A 12,868-nucleotide genomic window follows, 5' to 3' on the forward strand; every position below is an offset into this window, starting at 1 on the left:
ATGAATGAGACCGAATTCGGCAGCCTTGGGGAGGCGACCGACATCCGGGCCGACACGGCCCCTGTGCCGAATTTGTACAAGGCCACCCCTAATAGATGCCTAGAACAAGGCGATTTGATCCAGAAAGACTCGGATTTCGTTCGCGGTCCGCTGACTACTTACCATCGGTATCACGTTGAGAACGAGGCAAACGAGATGTTTGCCGTTCTGACACAGTCCTGCGACCTTGCACGCCGCGGTGACGCCCCCTGCAAGGCGCGATACATCTCGGTCGCGCCGGTTCGCTCTGTTCGTCATGCCCTCGCGCGCAATTTTGATAATTTCTTAGTGCGCACGCCTGGTGGATTGTTTTCCATCGGCTCTACAGAGACAGAGGCTCGCTACAAAGATTTTCTGTCGAAGCTGATAAATAATAACGATAGTCGATATTTCTATCTTCCTTCGCGACCGGAGCTCGGCTTGGCAGAAGACAGTTGCATAATGCTTCCGCTTGCCTTACCGGTTAAAGTCGAGCACTACGACCTTTGTACCCAAGGCCGCATCGCGCAATTGGATGATCTGTTTCAAGCCAAGCTAGGCTGGTCAATTGGCCAGCAATACTCGCGGGTGGGCACACCGGACTGGCCGGACGACGAGCTCGACAAAAAAGTGACCGCGTTAAGCGAGCGAACACAGGTATGGTTCCCACCAAACGACTTTGATCAGTTGAGAAATTTTATCCAGGATTTTGAGACGAACAATCCAGGTCAGACGCTAACACTGGAAGATCTCGAATCGCTCCGCGTGAAAATAAAGAACCGAAAGGAATTGGCAATAGATGCCATTTTCGATCTGTTAAATGACATTCTGCCCCCACCCGGAAAAGACAGATTCAATATTCGAAAGAAACTTCGACAAAGCTCTGATTTTTCAAAATTCTTTCCTAATTCGTAAAATTTACGCTCGCACGTAACCACTTCAAATCTGCGCGCGGCTCATAAATCGCTCTGTTGCCAGAGCGATAAAGCTACAAAATGCGCCGTGCGTGGCGTTGGCATGCATCAAAGGGCACGAGTGCCAGGAAAGCGAGATCTCGCCAGCATTAGCGCCAGTCGGCCCAGTGCACGCGGGACAGACTTAGCGAAGGATTGGGGCGGGCGGTAGAAAGAGGTCTAAAGCGTTACGCCGGTGGCCCCTGCTCATTCTCAGCGGAACACTGCCCCCGCCCGTGAAGCGCACCGCCCCGGCAGAGAGGGACAGGTATCATCGTCAGGGCTAGCAAGGCTGCATAACCAAGGCGCATAAAAGTGCATAGGCGAATCCGCCCACCGATCGCCGCGCGGTCCGTGCTGGCCGGGCCCGAGCGGCCAGTGCATGCGTGCACAAAAACCACTCAATTCGGCGGGCAGGTGGGGCGGGGCTACAACTGCGCGCGCCGGATCCGAATCAGCCCGCCCTAGGGGTCGAACCGCCCCCAAGGGCTGCACCTGCCACGTGCACACAGCCCCCGCCACGGGCCTGCTGCGCGCTACCCCACCAGGGCGACCAGCGACCGACCGCTCTGAGGACACGTGAACCCGCCGACTCCGTGCATGGATACAGGCGAAAAATGCCGCCCAGCACCGAAGTCCCAGGCAGCTCTCTGCTGCGCCAACCACTCTCGTCAGACGTCAACCTGCGCGTCCGTGATGCCGAGCGCGGCGGCGATCTTCTCGCGCGTCGACTTGCGCAGCTTCTCGCTGCTCTCCTGTTGAGCGTAGGCGGACTGGCTGATGCCGAGTCGCGTCGCGACTTCGACCTGCGTCAGCCCGAAATATTCGCGCCACGCACGCAGGGGCGTCACCCCGTCGACCGTTGCGCTGACAACTTCATGAGGAATCAAATCGCGATCTTCTCGGCGCTGCGTCATGTGTTACTCGGAGGGGATCGTCATGAGGGCTTGCACTCATTCCGGCCCGCGACTTGCTTTGCGACAAGACGGAACCCTTGCTTGAAGAAACGCTACGTACACAGCACGTAGCTGAACAAGCCTGTTCGCCAATGCAGATTGGAAATGCCGAGGGGGAATTGGAAACGCGAAGGGGCTACGCAAACATCGCGTAACCCCTTGTCAGATATGGTGCCGGCTGCAGGACTCGAACCCGCCACCTGATGATTACAAATCAACTGCTCTACCAGATGAGCTAAGCCGGCGTAGCGCGAGATTCTACCTCATTTCACGATCTTGAGGCGAGGTCTGTTGCCACCTTTCGAGCCGTCGCCATCGCCGTCGGTTTTCGGCGGTTCGTCGGCGCCTTCGGAGGGTTCCTCGTTCGCGCCACGGTCGGCAACCGGCGTCAACGCAGCAGGCGATTCGACGCGCGGCGCATCATCCGTCTGCTCGGCTTCTTCGTCGAACGCGCCCGAATCCTCGCCTTCACCCGCAACCGCATCGACCTGGAATGCCATCCCCTGCCCGTTCTCGCGCGCGTAGATCGCGAGCACGTTCGCCACCGGAATCTCGATCTTGTGCGCCTTCCCGGAGAACCGGGCCGTGAACTCGATCCACTCGTTGCCCATCTGCAACTGGCTCGTCGCCTCGAAGCTGATGTTGAGCACGATCTCGCCGTCACGCACGAACTGACGCGGCACGCGCGTCGAGTTGTCGACTCTCACCGCGATGTGCGGCGTGTAACCGTTATCGGTGCACCACTCGTACAGCGCGCGCAGCAGATAAGGCTTCGTTGAAATCTCTTGCATCACAATCCTCGAACCCGGAGCGGGCGCGCGGCACGCCGCGCCGCCCTCCCCGTCTTGCCTTCATTGCATCATCAACGACGCATGACCTTTTCGGACGGCGTCAGTGCTTCGATGTAGGCCGGACGGCTGAAGATCCGTTCGGCGTACTTCATCAGCGGCGCGGCATTCTTCGACAGCTCGATGCCGTAGTGATCCAGGCGCCACAGCAGCGGAGCGATCGCGACGTCGAGCATCGAGAACTCTTCGCCGAGCATGTACTTGTTCTTCACGAAGATCGGCGCGAGCTGCGTCAGGCGATCGCGGATCGCGAGGCGTGCCTTCTCGTGATTCTTTTCCGCTGCCTTGCCCTTCTCGTTCTCGAGCGTGCTGACGTGGACGAACAGTTCCTTCTCGAAGTTGAGCAGGAACAGGCGTGCACGTGCGCGTTGCACCGGGTCGGCCGGCATCAGCTGCGGATGCGGGAAGCGCTCGTCGATGTACTCGTTGATGATGTTCGATTCGTACAGAATCAGGTCGCGCTCGACCAGAATCGGCACCTGACCGTACGGGTTCATCACCGAAATGTCTTCCGGCTTGTTGAACAGGTCGACGTCACGGATTTCGAAGTCCATGCCCTTCTCGAACAGCACCAGCCGGCAACGCTGGGAGAACGGGCAAGTTGTGCCGGAATACAGAACCATCATATTTGCGTTTCCTCAAAAAAGCCGAGGGCCGGCACGCGGCGGCACCCCTTTCACGGGTTCCGCCTTGCGCCGGCCCCACGCCGGTCAGGCGTGTTTACTTGATATCTTTCCAGTACGCGGCATTGAGCCGCCAGGCCAGGAAAGTCAGGACACCGAGAAAGATCAGCACCCACACGCCGAGGCGTTTGCGGGTCTGCTGGGCCGGCTCGGACATCCATGTCATATAGGCCACCAGATCGGCAACAGCAGCATCATAGTCGGGCGACGAGAGCGTGCCCGGTGTGACCTGCTGGAAGCCGACGAGCGTGTGGACCTTCTCGCCCGTCTCCTCGTCCGTCTTGTCTTCGAATTTGGCAATGCGCTGCCCCTGCAGTTGCCACAACACATGGGGCATGCCGACGTTCTCGAACACCGCGTTGTTCCAGCCGGTCGGCCGCGTATCGTCGCGGTAGAAACTCCGCAGATACGTATACAGCCAGTCGCGGCCGCGCGCGCGCTCCTCGACCGACAGGTCGGGCGGCGTGGTGCCGAGCCAGTTCTTCGCGTCTTCGGGCCGCATCGCGACGGACATCGTGCTCCCGACCTTGTCGGTCGTGAACAGGAGATTCGCTTCGATCTCCTTCTGGGATATGCCCAGATCCGTCAGACGGTTGTAGCGCATCAGGTTCGCGCTGTGGCAGTTCAGGCAATAGTTTACAAACAATTGCGCGCCGTGCTGAAGCGAAACGAGATTTTCCGTGTTATCGGGCGCCCGGTCGAGCGGAAAATTACCTTCCGCCCGCACGGCCGGCGCCGCCAGCAGCGCACACGCGGTCACCCCGATCAGCGCGAGTGTCGAAAGCAGTTTCTTCATGTCGTTCTCTCCTCGCTCACGTTAATGGGGCTTGAAGCGCACCCGCTCCGGCGGCTGCTTGAACGTGCCAAGCGGCGTCCAGACGGGCATGCCGAGGAAGAACGCGAAGTAGATCAGCGCGCAACACTGCGCGATCAGCGTGGCCGCCGGCGATGGCGGCCGCGTGCCGAGGAACGCGAGGGTCAGGAACGCCGCGACGAAGATCCCGAGGAACACCTTGTGGAACAGCGGCCGGTAGCGGATCGACTTCACCGGGCTGCGGTCGAGCCACGGCAGGAAGAACAGCGTGATCACCGCCGAACCCATCACGACGACGCCCCAGAACTTCGACTCCGTCAGGTACATGAACACGACGATCGCCGCGGCCAGCACCGGCAACCCGGCCTTCCACTTGCCGCGCGCACGGATCAGTGCGAGCACGCCGAGCAGCGCGATCACGATCATCAGCACGATCTTGAACGGGTCGGTGGTCGCGCGCAGCATCGCGTAGAACGCGGTGAAGTACCAGACCGGCGCGATCTCGGGCGGCGTCTGCAGCGGGTTCGCCGGGACGAAGTTGTTCGCCTCGAGGAAGTAGCCGCCCATCTCCGGCGAGAAGAACACGATCAGCGCGAAGATCATCAGGAACACGCACACGCCGAGGAAATCGTGCACCGAGTAGTACGGATGGAACGGGATGCCGTCGAGCGGGATGCCGTTCTCGTCCTTCTTCGCCTTGATCTCGATGCCGTCCGGGTTATTTGACCCCACTTCGTGCAGCGCAACGAGGTGCGCGACCACGAGGCCGACCAGCACGAGCGGAATCGCGATCACGTGGAACGCGAAGAAGCGGTTCAGCGTGACGTCGGACACGACGTAGTCGCCGCGAATCCACAGCGACAGATCCGGGCCGACGAACGGAATCGCCGAGAACAGGTTCACGATCACCTGCGCGCCCCAGAACGACATCTGGCCCCACGGCAGCAGGTAGCCGAAGAATGCCTCGGCCATCAGGCACAGGAAGATCGCGCAGCCGAAGATCCACACGAGCTCGCGCGGCTTGCGGTACGACCCGTACAGCAGCCCGCGGAACATGTGCAGGTAGACGACCACGAAGAACATCGATGCACCGGTCGAGTGCATGTAGCGGATCAGCCAGCCCCACGGCACCTCGCGCATGATGTACTCGACCGACGCAAACGCGAGCGTCGAGTCGGGCTTGTAGTTCATCGTCAGGAAGATGCCCGTGACGATCTGGTTGACGAGCACCAGCAGCGCGAGGGAGCCGAAGAAGTACCAGAAGTTGAAGTTCTTCGGCGCGTAGTACTCGGAAACGTGCTTCTTCCAGGTGGACGTGAGCGGGAAGCGCTGGTCGATCCAGCCGGTGAGACCTGTCGTGGAGACTTCCTTGTTGTCGGCCATCACGCTTCTCCTTTCTCGTCCTTGCCGATCACGAGGGTCGTTGCCGACGTGAACATGTAGGGCGGGATGTCGAGATTCTGAGGCGCCGGTTTGTTCTTGAACACACGGCCGGCGAGGTCGTAGGTCGAACCGTGACACGGGCAGAGGAAACCGCCCGGCCAGTCATCCGGCAGGTTCGGCTGCGGACCCGGCGTGAAGCGTTGGCTTGGCGTGCAGCCGAGGTGCGTACAGACGGCCATCACGACGAGAATGTTCTTGCGATCGGCCCGCGAGCGATATTCGTTCGCGCAATACGCGGGCAACGGCATCGTATAGGGCTTTTCGGTGGTCGGATCGGCCACTTCCTTGTCGGCCTTGACCACGTCGGCCAGCATCGAATCGGTGCGATTCAGGATCCAGACAGGCTTGCCGCGCCACGGCACGGTGACCATTTCACCAGGCTTCAGCCCGCTGATATCGACCTCGACCGGTGCACCGGCCGCTTTCGCTTTCGCGGACGGCGCTAGCGACGCCGCGAAAGGTATTACGGTGGCTACGCCTCCAACGCCACCTGCTACGGATGTCGCAATCAGCCAGGTACGGCGGCCGCTGTCGACGCGTTTCTCTTCCTTGTCTCGCATCACACGCCCCACTTCTGAGTTGGATTTTCCGTCACGACTTTTCATTCCGCCGCTAGTTTGCTCGAATGGAGTCGCCATTTACAAGGCCCGGAGATGAAAATCCCTTCGAAGTGATTGATAGTCAAGGGTTTTCCCCCACTATCGGAGCGATTAAATCATTTCTCTTTTAAGCATCCGCTACATTGTGAAATTTCGATGCGCCGCCGCAAATCCGGGGTTCAGACCGGATTATGAATATCGATAAAAAGGTGTTCGATATCGAATTCTTCGGACAAGTGGGCGCCAAGTGCCTGGATTCCGTAACGTTCGGTCGCATGGTGCCCCGCCGCAACGAAGGCGACGCCGCTCTCGGCCGCCGTGTGCGTCACGTATTCGGAGACCTCGCCGGTCAGATACACGTCCGCGCCGGCGTCGATCGCCGCGTCGAAATAGCTCTGCGCTGCGCCCGTGCACCACGCGATACGGCGCAGCTGCATCTCCGGATCGCCGAACACGAGCGGCGTACGGCCTAGCGTGCGCTCGACCTTCGCGACGAAGTGCTCGAGCGTGACCGGCATCGGCAGCGTCGCCATCCAGCCGAGGTCGCCTTCGCCGAAACGCTGCTCGCCGATCAGCCCGAGCTTGTTGCCGAGCTGCGCGTTGTTGCCGAATTCGGGATGCGCGTCGAGCGGCAGGTGGAACGCGAACAGGTTCAGGTCGTTCCTGAGCAGCAGCTTCAGGCGCTGGTACTTGCGGCCCGTGATCTGCGGCGCCTCGTTGCGCCAGAAATAGCCGTGATGGACGAGCACGGCATCTGCCCCCCATTCGAGTGCGGCTTCGAGGAACGCGACCGACGCGGTGACGCCGGTGGCGATCTTCTCGATCTTGCGGCGCCCCTCGACCTGGAGGCCGTTCGGGCAATAGTCCTTGAAGCGCGCGGTTTCAAGGGTATTGTTCAAGTACAATTCAAGTTCGATCCGATCCATATAAACCTCTAATCCATTCAGATGCTTAGACGCTTCTGGCTGTTCTTCGCGCAGGCGGTTACCGTGCTGCTCGCGCTGATGTTCATCGTCGTGACGCTCAAGCCGCAATGGCTGCAACGGCAAGGACAGCTCGGCAAGCAGCTCGCCACGCCGATCGTTGCGCTGCGGGAAGTCGCGCCGGGCATCGGCGGCGCACCGGCGACCACGTCGTACGCCGAAGCCGCGCAGAAGGCGATGCCGGCCGTCGTCAACGTGTTCTCCAGCAAGGACGGCTCGCTGCCGCCCGACCCCCGCGCGAAAGATCCGCTGTTCCGCTACTTCTTCGGCGACCGCAACGCCCGCAAGCAGCAGGACGAACCGGCAGCCAACCTCGGCTCGGGCGTTATCGTGAGCCCTGAAGGTTACATTCTAACGAACCAGCACGTCGTGGACGGCGCCGACCAGATCGAAGTCGCGCTCGCCGACGGCCGCACGGCCACCGCAAAGGTGATCGGCAGCGATCCCGAGACCGACCTCGCCGTGCTGAAGATCAACATGACGAGCCTGCCGACGATCACGCTCGGCCGCTCCGACCAGTCGCGCGTCGGCGACGTCGTGCTCGCGATCGGCAACCCGTTCGGCGTCGGCCAGACGGTCACGATGGGGATCATCAGCGCGCTCGGCCGCAATCACCTCGGCATCAATACGTTCGAGAACTTCATCCAGACCGACGCGCCGATCAACCCCGGCAACTCGGGCGGCGCACTGGTCGACGTGAACGGCAACCTGCTCGGCATCAACACGGCGATCTATTCGCGCTCGGGCGGCTCGCTCGGCATCGGCTTCGCGATTCCCGTCTCGACCGCGCGCACGGTGCTCGAAAGCATCATCACGACGGGCTCGGTCACGCGCGGCTGGATCGGTGTCGAACCGCAGGACGTCACGCCGGAGATCGCCGAATCGTTCGGGCTCCAGCAGAAATCGGGCGCAATCGTCGCCGGCGTGCTGCAGGGCGGCCCGGCCGACAAGGCCGGCATCAAGCCGGGCGATATCCTCGTGAGTGTGAACGGCGAGGACATCACCGACACGACGAAGCTGCTGAATACCGTCGCGCAGATCAAGCCCGGCACGCCGACCAAGGTGCACGTCGTACGCAAGGGCAAGGAGCTGGACGTGAACGTCGTGATCGGCAAGCGCCCGCCGCCGCCGAAGCAGGCGCTCGACGAGCAGGACAGCGATACCGAGTGAGATTCGGCAGGCGGGCGGCGCGACATCACGTTCGTTACCGTCGGTGGAAATGAAAAAGGGCAGCCGGTTGGCTGCCCTTTTGCTTTGCTTCGATCTATCCGTCTTGCCGGGAAGGTGGCCTCGCCACACGCTTGCCGGACGGCTGCGCCACCGAGCAGCTCCGGTCCGGCCCAGCGGGCCAGCCCGTCGCGCTGCGCGCCGCCGTCAACTCGCGGCTTCGCCGTTCCCCGTCTCGCCCTCTTCGGCCGGCTTCTTCGGCACGAAGAACCGCGCGGCCAGCAGCCCGATCTCGAACAGCACGATGAGCGGCAACGCGAGCATCAGTTGAGAGAACACGTCCGGCGGCGTGACGACCGCCGCGACGACGAACGCGCCGACAATCACGTACGGCCGCATCTCCTTGAGCTTCTTCAGCGAAAGCAGGCCCATCCGGACGAGCAGCACGACGACGATCGGCACCTCGAACGTGACCCCGAACGCGATGAACATCCCGAGCACGAAGCTCAGGTAGTTGTCGATGTCGGTCGTCATCTCGGCCCCGAGCGGCGCATTGTAGTGCGCCATCACGCGGAAGATCGTCGGGAACACGAGGAAGTACGCGAATGCCATCCCGCACAGGAACAGCACATAGCTGCTGCCGACGAGCGGCGTGACGAGCTTCTTCTCGTGCTGGTACAGCCCCGGCGCGACGAACGCCCAGATCTGGTACAGCACGACCGGCAGCGCGATCACGAGCGCGACGAGCATCGTGACCTTCATCGGCACGAAGAACGAGCCGGTGACGTCGGTGACGATCATCTTGCCGTCCTTCGGCAAGTTCTCCATCAGCGGCCGCGCGAGCAGCCGGAAGATGTCGGGCGCCCAGTAGACGAGCCCGAGGAACACGACGATCACGGCCAGGCCCGCGCGAATGATGCGATCGCGAAGCTCGACGAGATGGGAAATGAAGGTTTCTTCCGGGGCGTCGCCCGGGTTCTGCTGGGGGTCGCTCACGCCGGCCCTCGGTAGGATAAACGAGCGAGCATGCGCTCGGCTCAGAAGAAGCGCGTCGGCCGGCGCAGGCTGGCCGGCTGGTGGCGCGCGACACGCGCTGCGCCCGACTGCACGTGCGTGCGGCGGGTGGTCGCGCGCTTGTACCAGACAGGCGTCGCCGCCTGCTTCACGCGCCAGTTGCGGCGCTTCGGCGCAAGCGCGGCCGGACTGCCACGCCACGACGGCGCCGCGGGCGCATCGGAACCGTAAGAACCGGCGTTACCGGAAGCCTCGTCGAGACCGCCGACCGCGGAATGCCACGTGTCGTTCAGGTCCTTCTCGTGCTCGCGGAGGTTGTCGTGAATCGTCGTCTCGACATTGCGCGCGGCCGACTCGAAATCGGTCTTCATCGTCCGCAACGCGTCGAGTTCGATTTCACGCGAGACCTCGGCCTTCACGTCGTTGATGTACCGCTGCGCACGGCCGAACAGCGCGCCTGCCGTACGCGCGACGCGCGGCAGGCGCTCGGGGCCGAGCACCACGAGCGCGACGACGCCGATCAGCGCCATCTTGGAAAGACCGAGATCCAGCATCGCGAATGCCTGTCAGCGTGCCGGCGTTACGCCTTGTTCGAATCGGAACGCGTCGTTTCCTTCGCGTTGACGTCGACCGAGCCCGTGCGCGGCAGCTGCTGCGCATCGGCCGGCGTTTCGCCTTCCTTCATGCCGTCCTTGAAACCCTTCACTGCGCTGCCGAGATCGTTGCCGATGTTGCGCAGCTTCTTCGTACCGAAAACCAGCGCGACGATCAGCAGCACGATCAGCCAGTGCCAAATGCTCAATCCACCCATGATGAAACTCTCCTCAACCACGCCGCCGGGCGGCGCAAATCGCCGGCGACACGCCGGCTTCGACTATCGATGCGGGGAAACGCCCCGCGCCGTCAACCCATCCGTTGCCAGGGGCGCGGACCGGCCAGGATATGCGCGTGCAGGTGGTAGACCTCCTGCCCGCCGCCCGGGCCCGTATTGATGACCGTGCGGAAACCGGTTTCGCCGCCCGTGTACGCGACGCCGAGCTGGTCGGCAAGGCGCGCGACGAGCAGCATCAGCCGGCCGAGCATCGGCGCATCGGCCGCACTCGCCGCCGACAACGTCGGCAGGTGCTGACGCGGAATCACGAGCACGTGCGTCTCGGCCGCCGGGCGGATGTCGCGGAACGCGACGAATTCATCGTCCTCGTGCACCTTCGTGCTCGGGATCTCGCCTGCCGCGATCTTGCAGAACAGGCAATTCGGATCGTGACTCATGTTGCTCCTGCGAAACGCCCGCGCGCGGCCGGTCAGAACCACGCCTGCGGATCGAGCGTCTTGTTGTCGTTCAGGTACAGCCAACCCTTGATGATACGGTACAGCGTCCAGATCCATGTGACAAACATCACTGCAAATCCGATCACGACGAATGCCAGCGCGAACCCGATGACGTACGCGATCAGCGCGCGCCAGAACGTGCGGATCTGCCACTCGAAATGATCGGCATACGGCGTGCCGGCCACATCGCCGCGCTTCACGTAGTTGATGATGATCGCGATGATGCCCGTGACGCCACCCGTCAGCCAGTGAAATGCATACAGGCCGTAGAGCACGTGAGTGAGCGTGCGCAACCCGTTCAGGCGTTCGGCATCCGCCGCCCCCGGCACCGCAGGCGTCGGAAACTGGTTCGACGTATCGTTCATGATGCTACCCCCGTTAGATGACAATTCTTACAGCTTACCGTACTGTTGCCACCGCGGCGGGACGATGCATGTCAGCCGCCGTTTTCCTCGCGCTCGCGGCGCTTGCGCAACGCCTTTTCCTCGATGCCCGACAGTCCCTCGCGGCGCTCGAGTTCGGCGATCACGTCGGCCGGGCTCAGGTCGAAGTGCGACAGCATCACGAGGCAGTGGAACCACAGGTCGGCCACCTCGCCGACGAGCGCGGTCGGCGCGCCGCCCTGGCGCACGTCCTTCGCGGCCAGCACGACTTCCGTCGCCTCTTCGCCGATCTTCTTCAGCACCGCGTCGTCGCCCTTGTGGAACAGGCGCGATACGTACGATTGATCGGGGTCGCCGCCCTTGCGGCTATCGATCACGGCCGCGAGGCGCAGCAGCGTGTCTTCGGTCGATTGCGTCATTTGTAGATGTGTTCGGGATCTTTCAGCACCGGTTCGACCGCGACCCAGTCGCCGTTGTCGACGGTGCCTTCGAATTTCTGGAAGAAGCACGAATGCCGGCCGGTGTGGCACGCGATGCCCGACACCTGCTCGACCTTCAGCAGCACGACGTCCTCGTCGCAGTCGAGCCGCACCTCGTGCACGTGCTGCACGTGGCCCGACTCCTCGCCCTTGAACCACAGGCGCTTGCGCGAGCGCGAATAATAGACCGCGCGCTGGGTCTCGATCGTCTTCGCCAGCGCCTCGCGGTTCATCCACGCAAACATCAGCACGTCGTTCGTCGACGCTTCCTGCGCGATCACCGGCACGAGGCCGTTGTCGTCCCAGCGGACCTTGTCGAGCCACGCGGGCAATGCATTCGTTTCCGTATTCATCACAGCCTCACCGGGATGCCCTGGTCGGCCATGAAGCGTTTCGCCTCGCCGACCGTGTGCTCGCCGTAGTGGAAAATGCTCGCGGCCAGCACCGCGTCGGCGCGGCCGTCCTTGATGCCGTCGGCCAGATGCTGCAGCGAACCGACGCCGCCCGATGCAATCACCGGCACCGGCACCGCGTCCGACACGCCGCGCGTAAGCGCAAGGTCGAAGCCCGACTTCGTGCCGTCGCGGTCCATGCTCGTGAGCAGGATCTCGCCCGCGCCGAGCTCGGCCATCTTGCGTGCCCATTCGATCGCGTCGAGGCCCGTGTTCTTGCGGCCGCCGTGCGTGAAGACTTCCCAGCGCGGCGTCTCGCCGTCGGCCGACACGCGCTTCGCGTCGATGGCGACGACGATGCACTGCGAGCCGTACTTGTCGGCCGCGTCGCGCACGAGCTGCGGGTTCGCGACCGCCGACGAATTCATGCTGACCTTGTCCGCGCCCGCGTTCAGCAGGCGCCGCACGTCCTCGACGGCGCGCACGCCGCCGCCGACGGTCAGCGGAATGAAGACCTGCGACGCAACGGCTTCGATGATCGGCAGGATCAGGTCGCGCTGGTCGGACGTCGCGGTGATGTCGAGGAACGTCAGTTCGTCGGCGCCCTGGTCGTCGTAGCGGCGGGCGATTTCGACGGGGTCGCCGGCGTCGCGCAGCTCGACGAAGTTGACGCCCTTGACGACACGCCCGGCAGTCACGTCCAGGCAGGGGATGATGCGTTTAGCTAGAGCCATGATGGTGCGCCAGAGGCCGCGATGGGACGGCCGGTTGCGGAGGCCTCGCGCGAGGCCTCCGGTCAGGGCCGCC

At 62.8% G+C, this 12,868-nt stretch carries 17 protein-coding genes and 1 tRNA gene; 2 read left to right on the forward strand and 16 right to left on the reverse strand.

The window, feature by feature from the left end:
• A complete protein-coding gene (locus HWX87_RS32685; RefSeq protein ID WP_176051074.1) occupies positions 1 to 933 on the forward strand; it encodes a hypothetical protein in 933 nt (310 codons plus the stop codon).
• A 709-nt stretch (positions 934 to 1,642) separates the two neighbouring features.
• Here the strand turns inward: HWX87_RS32685 and HWX87_RS32690 are convergent.
• From HWX87_RS32690 to HWX87_RS32725, 8 genes are all read right to left on the reverse strand, one after another.
• Entirely contained in the window at positions 1,643 to 1,888 is a 246-nt protein-coding gene (locus HWX87_RS32690; protein WP_176051075.1) for a helix-turn-helix transcriptional regulator, read from the reverse strand.
• Positions 1,889 to 2,096: 208 nt separating this feature from the next.
• Positions 2,097 to 2,172: transfer RNA gene (locus tag HWX87_RS32695), tRNA-Thr, on the reverse strand.
• An 18-nt stretch (positions 2,173 to 2,190) separates the two neighbouring features.
• Positions 2,191 to 2,718 (reverse strand): ClpXP protease specificity-enhancing factor, encoded by a 528-nt coding sequence (locus HWX87_RS32700; RefSeq protein WP_176051076.1) that lies wholly within the window; start codon positions 2,716 to 2,718, stop codon positions 2,191 to 2,193.
• A gap of 71 nt (positions 2,719 to 2,789) precedes the next feature.
• Positions 2,790 to 3,401, reverse strand: a complete 612-nt coding sequence (locus HWX87_RS32705; RefSeq protein WP_006400565.1) for a glutathione S-transferase N-terminal domain-containing protein — start codon at positions 3,399 to 3,401, stop codon at positions 2,790 to 2,792.
• 94 nt (positions 3,402 to 3,495) lie between these two features.
• Positions 3,496 to 4,254 carry a cytochrome c1 gene (locus HWX87_RS32710; RefSeq protein ID WP_176051077.1) on the reverse strand — a complete coding sequence of 253 codons (759 nt, stop codon included), beginning with the start codon at positions 4,252 to 4,254 and terminating at the stop codon, positions 3,496 to 3,498.
• A gap of 21 nt (positions 4,255 to 4,275) precedes the next feature.
• Complete coding sequence (locus HWX87_RS32715) at positions 4,276 to 5,658, reverse strand: cytochrome bc complex cytochrome b subunit (RefSeq protein ID WP_176051078.1); 1,383 nt, start codon at positions 5,656 to 5,658, stop codon at positions 4,276 to 4,278.
• Positions 5,655 to 6,275, reverse strand: a complete 621-nt coding sequence (gene petA, locus HWX87_RS32720; protein WP_021161845.1) for a ubiquinol-cytochrome c reductase iron-sulfur subunit — start codon at positions 6,273 to 6,275, stop codon at positions 5,655 to 5,657. Before petA ends, HWX87_RS32715 begins: the two co-directional genes overlap by 4 nt.
• Positions 6,276 to 6,493: 218 nt before the next feature.
• A complete protein-coding gene (locus tag HWX87_RS32725; protein ID WP_176051079.1) occupies positions 6,494 to 7,240 on the reverse strand; it encodes a Nif3-like dinuclear metal center hexameric protein in 747 nt (248 codons plus the stop codon).
• Positions 7,241 to 7,261: 21 nt separating this feature from the next.
• On the opposite strand from HWX87_RS32725, the gene HWX87_RS32730 reads away from it, so the two are divergent.
• Positions 7,262 to 8,467 (forward strand): Do family serine endopeptidase, encoded by a 1,206-nt coding sequence (locus HWX87_RS32730; RefSeq protein WP_176051080.1) that lies wholly within the window; start codon positions 7,262 to 7,264, stop codon positions 8,465 to 8,467.
• A gap of 204 nt (positions 8,468 to 8,671) precedes the next feature.
• Here HWX87_RS32730 and tatC read toward each other — a convergent pair whose 3' ends face one another.
• The 8 genes from tatC to hisF form a co-directional block, all read right to left on the reverse strand.
• Complete coding sequence (tatC, locus tag HWX87_RS32735; RefSeq protein ID WP_176051081.1) at positions 8,672 to 9,460, reverse strand: twin-arginine translocase subunit TatC; 789 nt, start codon at positions 9,458 to 9,460, stop codon at positions 8,672 to 8,674.
• Between the two features lie 41 nt (positions 9,461 to 9,501).
• The gene (gene tatB / locus HWX87_RS32740; RefSeq protein ID WP_176051082.1) at positions 9,502 to 10,032 is read right to left on the reverse strand and encodes a Sec-independent protein translocase protein TatB; all 531 of its coding nucleotides are present in this window, start codon (positions 10,030 to 10,032) and stop codon (positions 9,502 to 9,504) included.
• A 26-nt stretch (positions 10,033 to 10,058) separates the two neighbouring features.
• The gene (gene tatA, locus HWX87_RS32745) at positions 10,059 to 10,289 is read right to left on the reverse strand and encodes a Sec-independent protein translocase subunit TatA (protein WP_059232563.1); all 231 of its coding nucleotides are present in this window, start codon (positions 10,287 to 10,289) and stop codon (positions 10,059 to 10,061) included.
• A gap of 92 nt (positions 10,290 to 10,381) precedes the next feature.
• Positions 10,382 to 10,747 (reverse strand): histidine triad nucleotide-binding protein, encoded by a 366-nt coding sequence (locus tag HWX87_RS32750; protein ID WP_124453403.1) that lies wholly within the window; start codon positions 10,745 to 10,747, stop codon positions 10,382 to 10,384.
• Positions 10,748 to 10,779: 32 nt separating this feature from the next.
• Positions 10,780 to 11,172 carry a hypothetical protein gene (locus HWX87_RS32755; RefSeq protein WP_059236499.1) on the reverse strand — a complete coding sequence of 131 codons (393 nt, stop codon included), beginning with the start codon at positions 11,170 to 11,172 and terminating at the stop codon, positions 10,780 to 10,782.
• 71 nt (positions 11,173 to 11,243) lie between these two features.
• Positions 11,244 to 11,609 carry a phosphoribosyl-ATP diphosphatase gene (locus HWX87_RS32760; protein WP_006485344.1) on the reverse strand — a complete coding sequence of 122 codons (366 nt, stop codon included), beginning with the start codon at positions 11,607 to 11,609 and terminating at the stop codon, positions 11,244 to 11,246.
• Positions 11,606 to 12,022, reverse strand: a complete 417-nt coding sequence (gene hisI, locus HWX87_RS32765) for a phosphoribosyl-AMP cyclohydrolase (protein ID WP_011350733.1) — start codon at positions 12,020 to 12,022, stop codon at positions 11,606 to 11,608. The genes HWX87_RS32760 and hisI overlap by 4 nt, the downstream gene beginning before the upstream one ends.
• Positions 12,022 to 12,795, reverse strand: coding sequence for an imidazole glycerol phosphate synthase subunit HisF (gene hisF, locus HWX87_RS32770; RefSeq protein ID WP_011350732.1), 774 nt, complete (start codon positions 12,793 to 12,795; stop codon positions 12,022 to 12,024). Before hisF ends, hisI begins: the two co-directional genes overlap by 1 nt.
• Positions 12,796 to 12,868: the final 73 nt, after the last annotated feature.

The sequence above is a fragment of the Burkholderia sp. BCC1644 genome (assembly GCF_902833225.1).
In the GTDB taxonomy this organism is placed as follows: Bacteria; Pseudomonadota; Gammaproteobacteria; order Burkholderiales; family Burkholderiaceae; genus Burkholderia.

Bases quoted from the DNA above. Each gene is read 5' to 3' on its own strand.
- tatB (WP_176051082.1), bottom strand. From the start codon at position 10,032: ATGCTGGATCTCGGTCTTTCCAAGATGGCGCTGATCGGCGTCGTCGCG.
- HWX87_RS32760 (WP_006485344.1), bottom strand. From the start codon at position 11,609: ATGACGCAATCGACCGAAGACACGCTGCTGCGCCTCGCGGCCGTGATC.
- HWX87_RS32700 (WP_176051076.1), bottom strand. From the start codon at position 2,718: ATGCAAGAGATTTCAACGAAGCCTTATCTGCTGCGCGCGCTGTACGAG.
- HWX87_RS32755 (WP_059236499.1), bottom strand. From the start codon at position 11,172: ATGAACGATACGTCGAACCAGTTTCCGACGCCTGCGGTGCCGGGGGCG.
- petA (WP_021161845.1), bottom strand. From the start codon at position 6,275: ATGCGAGACAAGGAAGAGAAACGCGTCGACAGCGGCCGCCGTACCTGG.
- HWX87_RS32685 (WP_176051074.1), top strand. From the start codon at position 1: ATGAATGAGACCGAATTCGGCAGCCTTGGGGAGGCGACCGACATCCGG.
- HWX87_RS32725 (WP_176051079.1), bottom strand. From the start codon at position 7,240: ATGGATCGGATCGAACTTGAATTGTACTTGAACAATACCCTTGAAACC.
- HWX87_RS32750 (WP_124453403.1), bottom strand. From the start codon at position 10,747: ATGAGTCACGATCCGAATTGCCTGTTCTGCAAGATCGCGGCAGGCGAG.
- tatA (WP_059232563.1), bottom strand. From the start codon at position 10,289: ATGGGTGGATTGAGCATTTGGCACTGGCTGATCGTGCTGCTGATCGTC.
- hisI (WP_011350733.1), bottom strand. From the start codon at position 12,022: ATGAATACGGAAACGAATGCATTGCCCGCGTGGCTCGACAAGGTCCGC.
- HWX87_RS32730 (WP_176051080.1), top strand. From the start codon at position 7,262: ATGCTTAGACGCTTCTGGCTGTTCTTCGCGCAGGCGGTTACCGTGCTG.
- HWX87_RS32710 (WP_176051077.1), bottom strand. From the start codon at position 4,254: ATGAAGAAACTGCTTTCGACACTCGCGCTGATCGGGGTGACCGCGTGT.
- HWX87_RS32690 (WP_176051075.1), bottom strand. From the start codon at position 1,888: ATGACGCAGCGCCGAGAAGATCGCGATTTGATTCCTCATGAAGTTGTC.
- hisF (WP_011350732.1), bottom strand. From the start codon at position 12,795: ATGGCTCTAGCTAAACGCATCATCCCCTGCCTGGACGTGACTGCCGGG.
- HWX87_RS32705 (WP_006400565.1), bottom strand. From the start codon at position 3,401: ATGATGGTTCTGTATTCCGGCACAACTTGCCCGTTCTCCCAGCGTTGC.